Source organism: Arsenophonus apicola (assembly GCF_020268605.1).
Classification (GTDB): Bacteria; Pseudomonadota; Gammaproteobacteria; order Enterobacterales; family Enterobacteriaceae; genus Arsenophonus; species Arsenophonus apicola.
Window position 1 is genome coordinate 1,855,748 of record NZ_CP084222.1, and the last position, 17,199, is coordinate 1,872,946.

Genomic DNA, 17,199 nt, shown 5'->3' on the forward strand with positions numbered 1-17,199 from the left:
TTACTGATACTAAATGTAAAACAGCAAAAGTTAATCACTTCACACTAAAAATAATTCACTAATTTGATTTTAATAGTTCATTTGATAACAACTCGGCCTGTGCTAATACCGTTTCTGTTGCCAATAAAGACATATCTGGTGGATAGCCATAACGATTAAGCAATCTCTTCACTATGACTCGAATTCTAGCCCTTGCCGACTCTTTGATTGTCCAGTCTAAGGTAACATTATTACGGATCTTTTCTGTCAAAACGACCGCCAGCTCCCTAAGCTTGGCTTTTCCAATTAATTCTTGGGCACTATTATTTTCAGCTACTGCGGTATAAAAGGCGTATTCATAAGGCGATAAACCAAGCTCGTTAGCCTCAGAATCAACTTTATTGATGTCTTTGGCTAATTTAATCAATTCGTCAATAACTTCAGCAGCGGTTAAAATTTTATTCTGATAATTTTTAATCGCACCCGTGAGCATGTCCATCAGCTTTTTGCCCTGTATAACGCTGGTTTTGGTTCTAATATTAATCTCATCTGCTAATAATTTCTTTAGGGTTTCCAGTGCAATATTCTTATGTTGGTAATCTTGCATTTCCATTAAAAACTCATCAGAGAGGATCGAGATATCCGGTTTCTTGATACCTGTCGCGTCAAATACATCCACCACTGTATCAGTAACTAATGCTTGGTCGATAGTCTGCTTAACCCTAACCTCCATACTTTTATTACTGGTTGTTACCACTGCTGTAGCGTCAAACTTGACTAACCTTGCCTTTACCGCTTGGAAAAAAGCAATTTCAGCAGCCGATTCCATTGCATCAGGATGTGGAGTTGCCAGAGCAAAAGCTTGAGAAAGTGCTGTTACCGCTGTTAAAAATCGTGTTTTCCCCTTACCTTCATCAAGCCCTAAAATAAAATCTTCAGCTGCTAAAATAATGGCTAATTTACGCGAGGTTGAAGCCGAAAAGTATTCATGGTAATCAAAGTCATACAACATTCCTTCAAGAACTTCTAACTTTTCCTGCATCAAGACTACCGCTTTCTCTTGCGTAAGCGCAGGCTCACCTTTCCCGCCGGCATCTGAATAAAATGAGAGTGCGGATTTTAAATCAGCAGCAATCCCTAAGTAATCGACAACCAAGCCACCTGATTTATCTTTATAAACGCGGTTAACTCGGGCAATAGCTTGCATTAAGTTATGTCCTTTAATCGGTTTATCAATATATAGCGTATGCATACTAGGCGCATCAAAACCGGTTAACCACATATCACGCACAATCACTAATTTCAGCTTATCGTCTTCATCTTTCATACGATTAGCGAGTAGTTGCCTTTCTTTCTTCGTTGTATGATGCTTTGCCATGCTAGGGCCATCAGATGCTGAAGAAGTCATTACCACTTTGATGACACCATCCTTAAGATCATCGCTATGCCATTCAGGTTTTATTGCAATAATTTCTGCATAGAGATCTGCAGCGATCCGACGGGACATCGCCACAATCATGCCTTTCCCTTGATTAGCATTAGCCACTAAACGTTTTTCAAAGTGTAAGACTAAATCTTTGGCAATCGCTTTGATACGCTGTTTACTACCGATTATACCTTCAACTCTCGCCCATTTAGCGCGCTGCTGCTGGGTTAGCGTTAAATCCTCTTCACTGAAATCTTCATCAAAAGCTTCGATAAGCTCTCGTCCTTCCGCGCTAATTTTAACTTTGGCTAAGCGGCTTTCATAATAGATAGGTACCGTTGCACCATCTTCAATCGCCTGGGTAATATCGTAAATATCAACATAGTTCCCAAATACTGCTGGCGTATTCACATCTGTTTTTTCAATCGGTGTTCCCGTGAAACCAAGATATGTCGCATTAGGTAACGCATCGCGCATATATTTGGCAAATCCATATACCGTACGCTTACCAATCACCTTGCCTTGATCATCTTTGACATCCACTTCTTTAGCAGAAAAACCATATTGAGAACGGTGCGCCTCATCGGCAATCACGACGATATTACTACGATCAGAGAGTTGCTCATAAACGCAACTACCGCCGTTGGGTTGGAATTTCTGGATCGTGCTAAATATTACTCCACCAGCCCCCACCTTAAGCAGTTCTTTTAATTCTTGTCGCGTCTCCGCTTGCTTAGGTGTCTGTCGCAATAATTGAACCGCAGAGGAAAAGGTACTAAAGATTTGGTCATCCAAATCATTGCGGTCAGTGAGCACTACAACTGTCGGATTATCCAAGGCCAACACTATTTTTCCTGTATAAAACACCATTGATAATGATTTACCTGAACCTTGAGTATGCCAAACAACCCCTGCTTTTTTATCGCCTACTTTCTGTTGTTGCACTAAATGCTGCTGGCTTCTTCCTTGTTGACGTATCGCCACCTCAGCAGACGGTGAGTCCGAGTTAACATTTGCTGCGCGGATGGTTGAAAGTACGGCCGCATTGACGGCATAGTACTGATGATAGGCAGCCATTTTTTTGCTAGTTTTTATAGAAATAATACCGTTGTTATCTTCCTGCTTGCTCGATTCGAACACCATAAAATGGCGGATCATATCCAACAAAGTGACTGGATTTAATAGTCCTTGTATTAATACCTCGAGTTGCGGCTGGGTATTTTTCGCTTCGGTCATGCCATTATCGGTTTTCCATGTCATAAAGCGGCTCTGGTCAGCCGAAATCGTTCCGGCCTTAGCCTCTAAGCCATCGGAAATTACGCTAAATGCGTTGTAAGTAAATAGTGACGGAATTTGCTGTTGATAGGTTTTGATTTGGTTATATGCCCCTTCAATAGTGGCATTTTCATCAATCGCATTTTTTAATTCAATAACTACCAACGGTAATCCATTAATATAAATAATGACATCAGGACGACGCTCTTTACGCTCTTCTCGGATAGTGATTTGATTAACCACTAAAAATTCATTATTATCCGCTTGATTAAAATCTACCAGCCAAACATATTCTCCTTGCGTAGCACCGCTTTTACTGACTTCGATGTTTATCCCTTCAGTTAATAACCGATGAAAGCGCAGATTATTGCTCATTAAGTCAGGGGAGTTAATCTGTGTCACCTGTTTTAGTGCTTCTTGACATTGTTCACCACTCAAATGTGGATTTAAGCGTTTTATTGCCGCTAATACCTTTTCCTGAAGAATGACCTGGTTATAAGCACGCAGTGGCTTGATGCCAGATGGTTCAATATCTGGGCCATAGACATACTCGTAGCCGATAGCCTGCAACTGTTCGACCGTCATTATTTCAATATCGGATTCTGTCATTTTTGACATGTTTATCATCCTTCAGCAAAAGGTAATAAAAAAGCAGCGCCAGTTGCACGCTGCTTATTACAATCATTGTTCTACATGTTCAGGTGTATATTTTACTCGTACTTCACCACTTATTAATTTTGGTAGTAAGGTGTCACGGAGTTTTTGTAGGGTTTGGATTTGCAATGCATTACTAACCAACTTTGGCTCAATAGATGCTAGGGTTTTATTGAATTGAATAATTACATCATTACTTGGTAGATTAAGAGTATACATTGATAGATGAGACACATTAACTCGTTGTCTACCACTTGAACCTTCCATACAACTTTCTGCATATTCTTTAAAATCCTTATTACGACATAATATATATGCAAATAATGGATGAAAGTCAGATTTAGGTCTTAATACAATAAACTCTGTTGAACCCCAACCTACGTTATCTTGATATAAAAAGTGAATATAGCCTGCTTTGCCATTTTCAAGGCAAGGAGTAATACGAGCCAATAATGTATCCTGATTTATAAATTTTTGTCCTGATGTAAAGTCTCTATTATAATAACCGGATGCAGAAAATGTATTTGTATTAAGACCTGCCATCTCTAAATATATTGCATTTGAACCTTTAAGCAAAATCCTTTTAGGATTGAAATTAATGATTTCATGTAATTCTACTTCTTTACAATAATCATTGCTAGTTTCCACAAACCACTGACGAAAAAGGGTTTCAGCCATCGCTTCTAAGGTTTTATTTTGGCGATGGAGTAAGTCAATTTTGTTATCTAACGAAGATAAGACTGAGGCAATGGCTTTTTGTTCTACCAACAATGGAACTGGAACATACATTTCTTTCAACGATGTTAACGGGTTGCTTATTGATGGGACTCCAACTTGAGCTTCATATTTAAGTATTTGATACTGACCATAATCAGATTTGAAAAAATAGAATAAAAACTCTGAATTAATAATTGACTGATTAACAGTCAACTTCATCCCTGACTGGGAAATAACATAGCGAGGATATTTATTATGAGGAATCAATGCAACTTGTCCAATAGTTCCTCTATGCGTAAAAACAAGATCATTAGGCTTACAATTACTGCCAATTAACTCATCTGCTTTTTCATTTGTAAGATAAACAAAGTTACCATCAACATATTTCGCATAATCCATGTTAGTGCCACGTATAACTGGCACTCCAGCATCTACAAATTATCTGTTTTAATATTAGACCCAAAAGGCCCCATAGCTATCGCACGTTTATCATCAGATTTAATATCTATAATTTTTTTGACTTGCCAATCAACAGGAATATCCCCAAATTCAGTTTGTTGTTTCATACCATCACCTTTGCCAAATTCTCAGCAATGGCCTGATTGAGTTTTGCTTCTTCTTCTAACTGGGCTTCAAACTCCGCTTTTAGCTGAGTAAAACGCTGTTTAAAATCAAAATCATCTTCTTCGTCGGCCAGACCAACATAACGCCCCGGCGTCAGGACATAATCCAGCTCAGCCACTTTCTCAACGGCTACCGATGCACAAAAACCGGCTACATCTTCGTATTCACCGCTTTTATTGCGCCAGTTATGGTAGGTCTCTGAAATTAGTTTAATATCCTCATCAGATAACACTTTGGTGCGACGATTAATCAAATGACCTAAATTACGGGCATCAATAAACAAAATTTCACCACTGCGGTTTTGATAGTGAGAGGAGTTGTGGCGGTCACGGCGCATAAACCATAATGCCGCTGGAATTTGGGTGTTAAGGAACAGCTTAGCTGGTAAGTTAACAATACAGTCAATCACATTGGCATCTTTCACTAAGGCAGCACGAATATCCCCTTCACCAGAAGTCTTCGAGGTTAACGCGCCTTTCGCCAATACTACGCCGGCTTGCCCTTTAGGTGACAAGTGATATAAAAAGTGCTGCATCCATGCAAAATTAGCATTACCAGCTGGTGGTACGCCATACTGCCAACGGGCGTCTTTACGCAGCTGTTCACCTGACCAATCAGATACGTTAAACGGAGGGTTGGCGATAATAAAATCAGCACGGAGGTCTTTGTGGGCGTCATTTAGGAAAGAGCCTTCACTATTCCATTTTACTTGTTCAGAGTTAATACCCCGAATCGCCAAGTTCATTTTAGCCAACCGCCATGTGGTTTGATTAGATTCTTGACCGTAAATCGAGATGTTATCAATATTGCCCTGATGAGATTCAACAAACTTCTCTGACTGAACAAACATACCACCAGAACCGCAGCAGGGGTCAAAAATACGCCCTTCATATGGCTCTAACATATTAACCAGTAAAGAGACTATCGATTTAGGCGTATAGAACTGGCCGCCTTGCTTACCTTCTGCTAGGGCAAATTCACCTAAGAAATACTCAAATACGTGTCCTAACACATCGGCGGAGCGCGATTTAGCATTGCCCAGTGCAATATCCCCTATAAGATCAATCAGCTCACCTAAAACTGTCGCATCTAGGTTTTGGCGGGCGTAGACTTTAGATAAAACCCCTTTTAATTGCGGGTTATCTTCTTCGATGGCTTCCATGGCTTTATCAACTAATTTACCAATATTCGGTTGCTTAGCATGACTCAGCAAAGTCGCCCAACGTGTCTTCTCTGGCACAAAAAACACATTATAGGCAAGGTATTCATCACTATCTTCTGGATCTGCACCCGCAAACTCAGCCTGACCTTGGTTGAGCTTTTCATAGTGAGACTCAAACGAATCAGAAATATACTTTAAGAATATCAGCCCTAGTACAACGTGTTTATATTCAGCCGCATCAATATTTTTACGCAATTTATCCGCAGCTTTCCACAGAATAACCTCTAAGGGCTCTGATTTAGTTTCTTTTGGTCTTCTGGCCATAGTTCAATTACTTGTATCAATAAAAAATAATAGAACTATTGTTACCTATTTATAAACAGAAATCTAATAGATCATCCTAATAACTTGTGATGGTTATCAAAAGGATAAGTCAAGTGTAAAGATAAAGATTAATGTTTGATTCATCTTACTGTTTTATGGCCTCAACCGATAAAGACCATAAAACACTTAACGCCCACGCAATTTGCGCGGGCTTTTCTATTTATTGAGCCCCAATTTTTTATGATTGCCCAATCAAAGCCTTGTACAGAAATGAGTACAATTAGTTCCCCTAGCGACAGGCAGGGTGCCGAAGGTGTAACCTCTTTCCCACAGCGCCTCACAAATTTTCTGCCATACCACACGATAGACACGATCCGTTGGATGGGCTTTATCAGAAGTGGACACTTTAGTTTTATTACCCATAATAATATCGTAATTACAACTATCAATAAATTGGTTACTGGTGCCGGCGGCTTGCACCCCTTCTAATAGATGTAACTTTTCATACAAATTAGTCATCGATTCTGGTTTCAGTAATGACGCCATATCGACATACATATCGCCATTACGTTCGGTTATCTCTCTTAGCGTGTGGTTAAATAACATGGCTCCACTTTCAAAGTTATTAATTTGTTGCCTGACATTATCAAAAATACGCTTAGCTTTATCCTCGTTAGCAGATGTTTGATATTTCTCATTGGCAGAATTAACCATCTCCTGATAACGCGCAGCCGATAGTGGAAGTCCCATATTTATATAGATAAAGTGAGCATTACTTGCACCTACGATATTAGCCAGCTCTGTTCTACGTTTTTCAGCAATTTTAATTGCTACTTCGCTCATCCTATTGGCAGGCATACCAGCCGTGTATAGGTCGTTAGCGCCAAACCAAACAATAAAAAGAAAATTTTCATCTATTATCCCTAATGATGAAAAATCTTTTCTAAACGCATTGACCTCATTTTTCATGGTAGTGAGTGAGCATTTGTGAGCAATACCGTGCGGTATCCCTCCTGTAGCGCCACCGACAGCATAATTAGCATAGCGAAACCATAAATCGGAACTCTGCCCCCAACCGGAGTCTTGCGAAAATGATTGATGCTTGCTAGTTAATTTTTTTGAGATGCTAGCATTAGCCATCACCAGTGATTCTCCACCAGTTGCCGCCTCAAACATATGATCTGTCCAGTTACGGCAATCACTGTAACGGCCTGTCGGATTGACCGTCATGGCACCGAATGCGCTCGCTAGCTTACCAATAATGGAACCGGCCATCAGACCTGTATCAGATAAACTGTCGCCGAAGACAATAACATTACGAAATCGTGTGGATTGCATTCCTTTTCCCTCGCTTGCATTTTAGCGTCATTAAATGGTTTCGTAGTTTAAATAAATATTGCTCGTTAATGGTAATAACGACCAAGCAATTACTGTTTTACTAATTTGTTTGTCATTTCTTAGCTTTCTTGCCGTTAGTTTTATACATCCAACTGGCAAAAATTGAGTGACTTTATTAAATAAATAGAACTATTACGAAAAAACGCGTTAACCATTGCCGAACTTTTACACTTTAGTTAACTAACCCTTGTTTTAGCTAAACAAGGGTCAACAGGCCGGCAATATGAAGCAGTAGTTTGCAACGCTAGCTGCAATATCAATAGTTGGCCAAGCGGTTACTGAGGGGATAATTAAAACCATGCTGATGGAGAGTTAAGTCAAGCAAACGGCTGTGAAAATCAATCAAAAAAGCGGGTGATAGGGATAAAAAGATAAGTAACTCAGCAATGCAGTGATGACAGTCGGCTACCTGCCATCACTGCTAACCACGCAACTAATCGGACCAGTCACGATGGCCAGAAGCGATTATAAAGTAAAATTTCAGACGGCGAAAGAACCGACTGTAAAATCAAGATGCTAAGCAGTCGGTTATTGACCTAACCAATAAGAGCCTGGCCCAGCTGGCAGCGGTTTATCAGTGGGTAACTACTTGAATATATTAAAATTTTAATCTGCCAGCATTTCACTATCAGTTACCAAACCAGACAACGCATTTCGGGCGCTAAGAGAGAAAAATCATTCATCAATTAATTGCACACCTTTGCGAATAAAATCCATCGGAATATATCTATCAAGTCCAACATGTTTACAATATTCAATAAGCTGAAAAATACTATGAACATCTGCTTTTTTATAAATTAGCTTCAAATGTCCTTCTACAGTTTGAGGTGAAATCCCTAACCGTTTAGCTATTTCTTTCGCTGTTAGGCGCTGTTGTGCCCAAAAGATCACTTCTAATTCCCGTTTACTGAAAATATCATTTTGTGCGTCAAATTCAATTTTTTGTATACTTAATCGGTTCATATAATGCAATAACGCGGCATTATCAAGCTCAATGCCGTAACAAACAACTCCAATTATTTTATTGTTATCATCATAGAGCGGTGTTTTTTCACAATAGTTTGCAATTATATTGGCTGATGAGCTTGAATTATATTTATGAATTTCAATCGCAGCGATTTTTTTATTTTTTTCTATTACTTTTCGATCATGTGCTATAAATTCCGGCCAAAGATCTTGGCAACGTTCGATCGGTATTTCTTTGTCAGACTTACCTTCAAAATCTATTTTATTAAAACCATAGTAATCAATTCCCTTTTTATTCATAAATATATAATCTGAGTTTATATCTTTAACACACCAATTTCCTAAGCTTTTTTCCATAAAAGACAGAATGTTTTTTTCGGAAAAAATATTCATATCAAATCTCCTATTATCTTAATTTCCATACAAAATCATATAGTTAAATATATTTAAGTATAGTAATATATTAATTCCATCTTATTTAAAGGAATTAAATATGACTGAGAATGATTATGCTTCTAATAGAGTTCCGATGCAATCTAGGATCAGAATAATTAAGGTCACTTTAGTTAGAATCGGATATTTAACATCACTAGGTCAATTTATGCTTGGGGCAACATTAGGTCATTCTATGACATTCAGGGATGCTATCTTAGCAACTTTTTTTGGCAGTTTGATTTTAGAGTTTGTTAGTTTAGGATTAGGTTTAGCCGGAATGAAAGAAGGTTTATCTACTTCTATTTTGGCCAAATGGTGTGGATTTGGAAAAATTGGTTCGGCAATAATAGGATTAGCTATTGCTACTAGCTTATTAGGTTGGTTTGGTATACAAAATTCTGTTTTGGCGGAAGGAATACAATATACATTTGATTATAAGATAAATTTCACATTAACTTCGGCTCTATCCGGTTTGTGCCTTACCTTTTTAGTGGCTTTTGGTTTTCGTGCTTTAAGCTTTACCGCGTTAATATCCGTGCCATTATTTTTTATCGTAATTGGTTATATTTTTTTTATTCTTACAAAAGATTTTAATATTATTGATGTTTTTAATAAAATACCAAACGGAAATCGATTAACTATTAGCGAGGGAGCAACAATAGTTGCAGGCGGTTGCATAGCGGGCACTTTAACGACACCAGATATTAGTCGTTATTGTAGAAATACTAAAGATGTCATTTTGATGAGCACAATATCAATAATAGTAGGACCATTCATTGTAACTGGAATAGCAATATTAATTGCCCACGCGTTAAATACGGCTGATGTAGTAAAAATAATGACAACCAGTGCCGGCGTAATAGGCCTATTAACGGTTATATTATCTGCTATTAAAGTCAACGATGTTAATCTCTATTCTTCATCTTTAGGCATCGCTAATACCATCGAAATTTTTACCGGTAAAAAATTTAAATATTTTCAGTTAACATTAATTGTCGGCTGTATCGGTACCCTTTTGTCGATGCTTGGTATTTTAACTCACTTTACTAATTTTCTTTCTTTACTAGGAACTATTTTTCCACCCATTACTGGTGTGATGCTAGTTGATTATTATATTTTGCGAACCAGCCGGAAAATATTAGATGCAAGCAGAGAAAATGGCATGTTACCGAATGAATTATCTACACCATTAATTGGCTGGCCAGCGATTATGGCATGCATTCTAGGCGCTATTGTCGGCATAGAAGTTAAGGTAGGGATACCGTCATTAAACTCTATTTTAATGGCCAGCATAGTTTATTTTTTGTTAATGAAAACTAAGATTTTTATTTTTGAAAATAAAAACTAACTACTGAAAACTGTCTCTTGAGTACTTGACATAGACAAGAGACAGAACGAATAACTATTTATCAACATTATTCTGCTAGCCTAATGAGTCGAGTGTTTTTTTCAGCACTGAGATCAGCAAAAATAGTAGCCCATTTCAATGAATCCGCTACATCAACACCGCCGTTTAATTCTTCCCATACCCCTATCACATCGAATGGTGTGCCATTTTGAACTAGTGCTGTTGCTTTATCTCTATTCTCTGCGCTAATTTTGCCATATTTTTGATAAATCGCTTCTTTCTCCGCCCCAATTCTCTCTGCCTCTTCAAGCTCTTTTTTCATGTCAATGACATTCTTAGCACTCAAAAAGTTATTTTGCACCGCAATAACACCGGCATCCGCGCCACTATAGGCACCTTCGGCTGTGCCCGAGGCCAGGGCGATAAACCACCAAGTCAATTAGGTTAGTTAAGAGCATGTAGGATTTTTAGACATTTTTGTAATAAAAAAACCATAAAATACTCCCTATAAAAGGCCCTAGCCATAATAATTTTAAACATACAATAAAATCTTCTATCGAATAGGGAAAATCACTACTGCCATACCAAGATAACCATGCTCCAAATAATTGTGCCAGCGTTACCAAAAAAAAGATCATAAATGTCATTGAAATACACATGTACACAAGATTGAGCAATGAAGTAATATTATTTTTTTTCATTGTTCTTTTCTCGGCATATTTTTTAATTTATCTTGAACTACTTCTGACATAACAGAATCACCAATATTACCTGCTATCGATGGTATTGAATTTTGTGGGGCTGGTTTAGTTATAGTCCAAACTCCTGTTGGAACCCATTCATACTGTTTCGATATAGGATTTAATTTCTTATTCATCGGTACCTTAATAATATTACCAGTTGCATATCCACCAGATGCTCCAGCTTTACTTAATAATGCAGAAATAAACGGATCATCACCTTTAATTTCAGCAGTGTAATAACCTCCTGCCGCATTCCAGGTTACTGTTGGATTGTATCCTTTTCCTGTTGTAATCGAGCCAATAACCCCTGCGCCAATAACATCAGACAGTTTAACTTCTCCGGTTATACCATATTGGATCCCTGCATTAGCCGCACTAGATACTCCTACTGCGATTAATTGCTCTTTACCTCTTGTAACACTATTGGTAACTATCGCTTTTGCTCCCATCACGGCGACAGGCCAAGAGCTCGGATCCATTATCACTACCAGCGTTCTATCACCTTGCGTGATATTTTCTTGCAAAAATTTCAGATCTGTTCCATTAAGATAATTCACTAAAGCAGCAGCATCTGGATCTTTTAATCTTTCGCCAAATCGAATTTGCAATGGATGCGCATCTTTGGCTTCATTGGTATACGCGGTAATCAGTTCTTCCCAAGTCACACAAGATACGCCACCGCCAGTACAAGCTTCTATCAGTGCTTGGCTATTCTTATTACTAATATCAATGTACTCTTGAATAACTGAACGACAATCCCCACCCGTTGCTTTACAAGCGGCTAAATCTTTCTCTAATCGTTGAGATTCCTTAGCCGTCAGATAATTATTCTCAACCGCGATAACCCCCGCATCCGCGCCACTATAGGCGCCTTCGGCGGTACCCGAGGCTAGTGCGCCGGCCAGGCCGCCTATTACTCGGCTGGTGTCAAGGATTTTTTGCTGTCTATTTGAACTATCAACATAGTAATTATCGCCTAATCCGATTGCCGCCAATTCCGCGGCAAAGGCGCCGGCCGCCGCTGCTACTTTATCACTATCGGCTATCTCTGCACTTAAAGCCGCCATGGCGCCATGACTGAGCAGTTTGCCCGGGTTGCCAAGTACCTGACCATTTTTAGCGATTAAATGTGCCCCTTCGGCATGTAATTGACGACTGGTCTGGCTGACTAACGCGGCGGCCAGTTTATCTTTAAAACTGCCGCCATTAAGTGCCGTGTCTACACCTGAGGTAATCAGTGATTGCGCCGTCACCCGCTGAACAGTATGTTGCCATTCACCATCACTAAATCTCGGAAAGGTTGGGTTATAGTGTTGGGCGCTGTGCGCAACGCTATCACCGTTACTTAATACTGTCGTATCTAAACCCGCCAGTGACCCTTCGATGGCCATCGAAGCAATAATCGATTTGACCGATTGGCTGCCGCCAAGCTCTTTGAGGGTCGCTGAAATATCCCCCTGATTATTCGCCAGTGAAACGGCCGCTTTAGCGGCAATCGCTCTTACACCGGCTGAGACTGCCCCCTGCATCACAATCGCACTCGTGCCGCTCAAGCCGGCCGCCGAGGCCGCGCTTATTCCTGCCGGTATCGCCAAGGCCGAGGCGGCCGCACCGGTCGCAATCGCTATCACCGCTGCGCTGACCGGGTGAAGTTGTTGTTGCGTGATATCCCAGCTTTTATACTCATTTTCCACTTTATGCCAATTAACGTCCGGCTTGTCTTGCAGTACTTTCAACCATTGAGACTCAGGCGAGTCACCTAAACTGGCGATAACCTGTTTAAGCGTTTGTCCTTTTTGACCGTTGACATCTGCTTCGATCCCTTGTGCGGCATTTACTGTTAGTTCACCACCATATTGAATCGTCGGTAACTGCCACACTGCTGAATACGACCCTTTATCAAGCCGAGTAATGAAGATATCTTGTGAGTTACTAATGGTTTGATTCAAGGTTTGGTTCTGCACCGCCTTAAATAGAACACGGCCATGGGTACTAGTTAATGTCGCGTTACGTTGGGTATTAATTTTTGTCGCTTCATAAATACTGTCATTATAACTCAACAAACTGATATCATTACCGGCATGAAATTCAGTCACTCTGTTTTTTACTGCATGATAGGTACGATGCTCACTATTTTTAGTTAAACACAATGTCCAACGATTACAACTTTTACGTTTTTCTTCATAGTGTTCAGTCTCTTCCATCGCCTGAGCGTAGAGATAGCCTCCTTGCGCAGCAATATCCATTATCCGCTGTGCCTTAAGCTTAGCGGCCTGAAAAAGCAGATGGCCACCAGCGAGGATGTTAAGCGCGCCACAGCTTTCAATTTCAACCCCTTGTTGATAGGTTTTATCAATTAATTTGCCATGCTGCCAACCGTGATCGCGATTTTTTAGCGCTTTTAATTCTGTATTGCCGGCCGATACCAGCGTAATATCGCCAGTTGCCAGTAGTTGAGCGCCTTTGATAAGCAAGTGTTGTTTACTGAATAAATCTAAACGACCACCACTGTGTAGTTGCGTAGTTAGGTGACGAAGTTTTTCATGATAGCCATCGGATTCGATTTCTGCTCGATAAGGTACGTAATCAATGACAAACTCATTGCCGGCGGTCAGTGCCATTGCCCCACCACTTTTAATATTGGCGGCTTGTAAAAAAAGATTTTCACCGGCCACCATATGTAATGCGCCACCCGAGTGTACCACTGGCGTGAAACTTTGTGGTTGATAAGTCTGTTGAAGCTCTTTTTGGGCGATTAAATCGGTTGTCAGGATCTTGACAGAGAGATCAATGTTACGTCCAGCAAAGAGATGGGTGGCTTGCTTAGAGGATAATTCGGCGGCCTGCAAGTTAAGATCGCGACCTGCATTGAGCAGTAAAGTCCCCTCAGAGGTCAAATAAGATTTAAATGCTTGGGTTGTGGGTGATTTTATATTACTACTCAAATCAAAAGGCGATTTAAGCTGTGGGGAATAAAACGATGCCGCTAAGGTATCCAAATTGGTAAAACGACGTTTTAATAGCAGATAAAAATTGTCTTGTAGCTTAAATGGCGCGGGTGCTAACTGAATATCGTTACCAGCGAAGACTTCTATCCCTTGCTCAGCCTGTAAGTCTACGCCATTAAAAACAATATCTTTACCGGCATTAAGTAAAATATGGCGCGCTTTTTGCCATTTAGGTTGATATTGCTCACTCGTTTCTAAGTCGCGTTGATGATATTCTTTATCATGGAAATCATAGATTGATTTTAAGTTCAGTTCTAATCGATCATAATGCAGCGGTTTGTTAAACAACGCTTTTTCCGGGCGATTGAAATAAATACTGCCATTAGTGGTAATATTGATTATTGGCACATTTAACGCCACTTTGTTATCAATTTGTATATCCTGGCCGGCAATCATATCCAACCGGTTTTTCGCCGCAAGCAATTTATATTTTGGCGCTATATCAAAGTAAGGAAATAAGTCTTCATCTGGAAACAAATCATACTGCCAAAAATCATCGTCATCGTAGCGGTGATATTCAGCTGCCTGATAGCTGATAGCCCCATTTTTACTCAGTAGCAGCACATTATGGCCTGCTAATCCGGTATCCGTTAGTGCAATGTCATTCTTAGCGATCAGGTTAAGTTCGTTGTTAGCGCTAAGCTCGCTATTATTGAGTAGAATATTTTCACTGCTAATAGACAGGTTATTTTGTGCCTGGGCTGATAATGAGCCAGTGAGCTGTTTACTATTTAGGGTAATATTTTTGCCGACTAAAAGTTGTTTATCATCGAACTTTTCATGTAATTCAGCCACGGAATTAAGCGGCTGTGGATAGATCTTATTGAATTGTATGTTATCCGCAGTGATAACCAGGTTATTGGTCGCTGAAAATCTGGCCGCTAAAAAATCGTGATCCCGCCAAAGGCCTATTTCTGGCTGGTTAACGGGTATTAAGTGAGTCGCGCTGTCATAAATGAATGACTCATAAGGTGCTTTTTCTGCTATGTCTGCCGGTATAAATGACAGATATTGACCATAATCGACAAAATAACGAATGCGAGCATCTTCATAATCACTTTTTTGATAAGCATGATGAGCTGGTATATAACCGAATATTTGATGTAAAGATCCTTGCAGTAAAATATAATTAGCCGATTGATCTAACGCATTGTGCATAGCTACCCAGACGGATTTTTCACCCAGTTTTTGGCTAATGGCAGTGATATTCTTACTGTGCAGATAACTATCATTGCGGGACTCAATAATCGATTTATCATTAACTAATTGATCACTTTTAATATAGAGATTGTTACCGGCAGAAATGCGCCCAACGACTAGCGGGGAAGCTAATGTGTAACTCGTTTTCTCCAATTGCACAAATTGCGTAAACAATGGATCAATTTCACCAAACCAGCGCTGTTTACCATTGATCTGATAATTGGTTTTAGTTTTTTGCTGAGAACAACACCGTGGCCATACGCTCTGACAACATACTCTTTAACTTTATTACTGTCCGGTGTTATTAATTGTTGCGTGATGTTAGGGTTATTAGTTTGGTTAATTACATGCTTGGCTCTCAGGAACAGATCACCGGTTTGCGTTGAGATAGTGGCCGCGCTATTTTCAATCCTTTCACTGAGCTCACCTCGGGCATTTTTTTGCAGCCAGAGATTGTTATAGGCTTCAATTTTAGCGCTTTCACCTTGATTACGGATGATATTACTAAATAGATGCATATTTTGTTGAGCGGTTATTTTACCTTGATTAATTAGGCTATCGCTTTCAACTAATAGATCTTGTTGAGATAAAATTTCACTGGTTGCTGGGATTATAACTGCTGGCGCTTTGGCGGTTAAATGTCCTTTAGTGGTAATATGACCTAGCGTCAGTTTACCTTTAGCAGAAACAAATAAATCTCTTTCACTGGTTTTAATATTGTCCAGCTTCACCTCACTGTCTGGCTCGGTAGCAATTATTTTAACTTGATTAGCATAGATGCCACCTGGTGCGGTAATGTTAACGGCAAATTGTGGTTTTAGGCTCGGGTTAGGTATTTGGGAAATCTTTCCAGTCTGATAGTCAATCGCATTAGTGCCTTGCAGTAAGCTAATAGTTTTGCTGTGAATACTGGCATTGATCGTAGCAGTCTGACTGATCATCTCAGTATAATTTTGACTACCACTATTGAGCCCTTTATTAAGGATCGTAATATCACCTTTATTAACCCTCAAATGGTTAAATTCGCCTCGTTGATTCAGTGTCGGCTGGCCCGTTGTTAAGGTTAATCCGCCAATATTGTTGAAACGACAACCATCACAGCTGATGCCATTAGGATTAGCGATGATCAAATCCGCTTTCCTACCTGCGATTTCCAATTTGCCATTAAGTTGTGAAGAAGATGAGCCGGTTACTTCATTAATGATCAAGCTTGCTGCCCGCTCAACCAACTGTTCATTTTTAGCCAGTTGACCAGCTAGTTCACTATGAGTGGGTCGGATAGCGTTGTTCAAGACCGCACCTTGCGGCGATATATTGAATTGCTGATAGTGATTATGAGAAATACCGGCCTGATTTGGCGCTGCTATATTGATAATAGGAATTTGATTTTTAACCGTTAGTTGAGTTTTGTCATTCGCCGGTTGAATAGTGGAGCTAAAAACCGGCAACAGAGGATAACTGGCAATGAGATAAACTATTTTGCTGCTATAACTAATATTTTTATTTTTCATAGCATTACCTATATTCTATATTTGAATAAATATGAGGATGAAAGCTATCGTCTCCAAAATAGAAAGGAAAAATTTAATAGGCAATATATAATAATCAATAAGTTAATTAGTTATTATTATAATGATCAATATTTTTATTTGTAATTCAAGATGTTAAATTTAAGTGATGCTATTTTGTTTTTATTCCTAAAATTAAATACAATTTTTATAATTTTATATTTAATAAATAAAAGCCAGTGATTAAATTACCACTATCTTTGATAGGATTATTGATGTTAATTAAATTCAGTTAACGACTTGCTGTGACAAAAGCCTGAGCAATATGTTGAACACTATATTGCGTTATTGCGTTATTGCTTTGTTTACTGCTATTCACCACAGCATAAAGCAAAAAACCTACTTTACTATTTACTGATAATATGGCCATCA

11 protein-coding genes are annotated in these 17,199 nt (G+C 39.3%); 1 reads left to right on the forward strand and 10 read right to left on the reverse strand.

Annotation, left to right across the window (positions count from 1 at the left end; all coding sequences use genetic code 11):
* Positions 1-58: 58 nt before the first annotated feature.
* The 6 genes from LDL57_RS08875 to LDL57_RS08895 form a co-directional block, all read right to left on the reverse strand.
* Complete coding sequence (locus tag LDL57_RS08875; RefSeq protein ID WP_180560725.1) at positions 59-3,298, reverse strand: type I restriction endonuclease subunit R; 3,240 nt, start codon at positions 3,296-3,298, stop codon at positions 59-61.
* Between the two features lie 63 nt (positions 3,299-3,361).
* On the reverse strand, positions 3,362-4,450 hold the full coding sequence (locus tag LDL57_RS08880; protein WP_180560726.1) for a restriction endonuclease subunit S: 1,089 nt from the start codon (positions 4,448-4,450) through the stop codon (positions 3,362-3,364).
* A gap of 32 nt (positions 4,451-4,482) precedes the next feature.
* Positions 4,483-4,617 carry a hypothetical protein gene (locus tag LDL57_RS17760; protein ID WP_255499001.1) on the reverse strand — a complete coding sequence of 45 codons (135 nt, stop codon included), beginning with the start codon at positions 4,615-4,617 and terminating at the stop codon, positions 4,483-4,485.
* Positions 4,614-6,161, reverse strand: a complete 1,548-nt coding sequence (locus LDL57_RS08885; protein ID WP_180560727.1) for a type I restriction-modification system subunit M — start codon at positions 6,159-6,161, stop codon at positions 4,614-4,616. The genes LDL57_RS17760 and LDL57_RS08885 overlap by 4 nt, the downstream gene beginning before the upstream one ends.
* A 252-nt stretch (positions 6,162-6,413) precedes the next feature.
* Positions 6,414-7,499: an SGNH/GDSL hydrolase family protein gene (locus LDL57_RS08890; protein WP_180560728.1), complete on the reverse strand. Its 1,086-nt coding sequence runs from the start codon at positions 7,497-7,499 to the stop codon at positions 6,414-6,416.
* Positions 7,500-8,234: 735 nt separating this feature from the next.
* Positions 8,235-8,918 (reverse strand): PAS and helix-turn-helix domain-containing protein, encoded by a 684-nt coding sequence (locus LDL57_RS08895; protein WP_180560729.1) that lies wholly within the window; start codon positions 8,916-8,918, stop codon positions 8,235-8,237.
* A 100-nt stretch (positions 8,919-9,018) separates the two neighbouring features.
* Between LDL57_RS08895 and LDL57_RS08900 the strand changes: the two genes are divergently transcribed.
* Positions 9,019-10,308 carry a cytosine permease gene (locus tag LDL57_RS08900; RefSeq protein WP_225505471.1) on the forward strand — a complete coding sequence of 430 codons (1,290 nt, stop codon included), beginning with the start codon at positions 9,019-9,021 and terminating at the stop codon, positions 10,306-10,308.
* Between the two features lie 67 nt (positions 10,309-10,375).
* Here LDL57_RS08900 and LDL57_RS08905 read toward each other — a convergent pair whose 3' ends face one another.
* The 4 genes from LDL57_RS08905 to LDL57_RS08920 all read right to left on the reverse strand — a co-directional run bounded on the left by LDL57_RS08905 (position 10,376) and on the right by LDL57_RS08920 (position 17,197).
* On the reverse strand, positions 10,376-10,747 hold the full coding sequence (locus LDL57_RS08905; protein ID WP_180560730.1) for a VENN motif pre-toxin domain-containing protein: 372 nt from the start codon (positions 10,745-10,747) through the stop codon (positions 10,376-10,378).
* Between the two features lie 258 nt (positions 10,748-11,005).
* Positions 11,006-15,433 carry a DUF637 domain-containing protein gene (locus tag LDL57_RS08910; protein WP_225505473.1) on the reverse strand — a complete coding sequence of 1,476 codons (4,428 nt, stop codon included), beginning with the start codon at positions 15,431-15,433 and terminating at the stop codon, positions 11,006-11,008.
* Positions 15,388-16,770, reverse strand: coding sequence for a filamentous hemagglutinin N-terminal domain-containing protein (locus LDL57_RS08915; RefSeq protein WP_180560731.1), 1,383 nt, complete (start codon positions 16,768-16,770; stop codon positions 15,388-15,390). Before LDL57_RS08915 ends, LDL57_RS08910 begins: the two co-directional genes overlap by 46 nt.
* A 289-nt stretch (positions 16,771-17,059) precedes the next feature.
* A complete protein-coding gene (locus LDL57_RS08920) occupies positions 17,060-17,197 on the reverse strand; it encodes a hypothetical protein (RefSeq protein ID WP_225505476.1) in 138 nt (45 codons plus the stop codon).
* Positions 17,198-17,199 lie beyond the last annotated feature (2 nt).

What these genes read in the sequence shown, in the direction of transcription:
- LDL57_RS08880 (WP_180560726.1), bottom strand. Translation starts at nt 4,450, where the DNA reads ATGGATTATGCGAAATATGTTGATGGTAACTTTGTTTATCTTACAAAT.
- LDL57_RS08900 (WP_225505471.1), top strand. Translation starts at nt 9,019, where the DNA reads ATGACTGAGAATGATTATGCTTCTAATAGAGTTCCGATGCAATCTAGG.
- LDL57_RS08875 (WP_180560725.1), bottom strand. Translation starts at nt 3,298, where the DNA reads ATGTCAAAAATGACAGAATCCGATATTGAAATAATGACGGTCGAACAG.
- LDL57_RS08890 (WP_180560728.1), bottom strand. Translation starts at nt 7,499, where the DNA reads ATGCAATCCACACGATTTCGTAATGTTATTGTCTTCGGCGACAGTTTA.
- LDL57_RS08915 (WP_180560731.1), bottom strand. Translation starts at nt 16,770, where the DNA reads ATGAAAAATAAAAATATTAGTTATAGCAGCAAAATAGTTTATCTCATT.
- LDL57_RS17760 (WP_255499001.1), bottom strand. Translation starts at nt 4,617, where the DNA reads ATGAAACAACAAACTGAATTTGGGGATATTCCTGTTGATTGGCAAGTC.
- LDL57_RS08920 (WP_225505476.1), bottom strand. Translation starts at nt 17,197, where the DNA reads ATGGCCATATTATCAGTAAATAGTAAAGTAGGTTTTTTGCTTTATGCT.
- LDL57_RS08885 (WP_180560727.1), bottom strand. Translation starts at nt 6,161, where the DNA reads ATGGCCAGAAGACCAAAAGAAACTAAATCAGAGCCCTTAGAGGTTATT.
- LDL57_RS08895 (WP_180560729.1), bottom strand. Translation starts at nt 8,918, where the DNA reads ATGAATATTTTTTCCGAAAAAAACATTCTGTCTTTTATGGAAAAAAGC.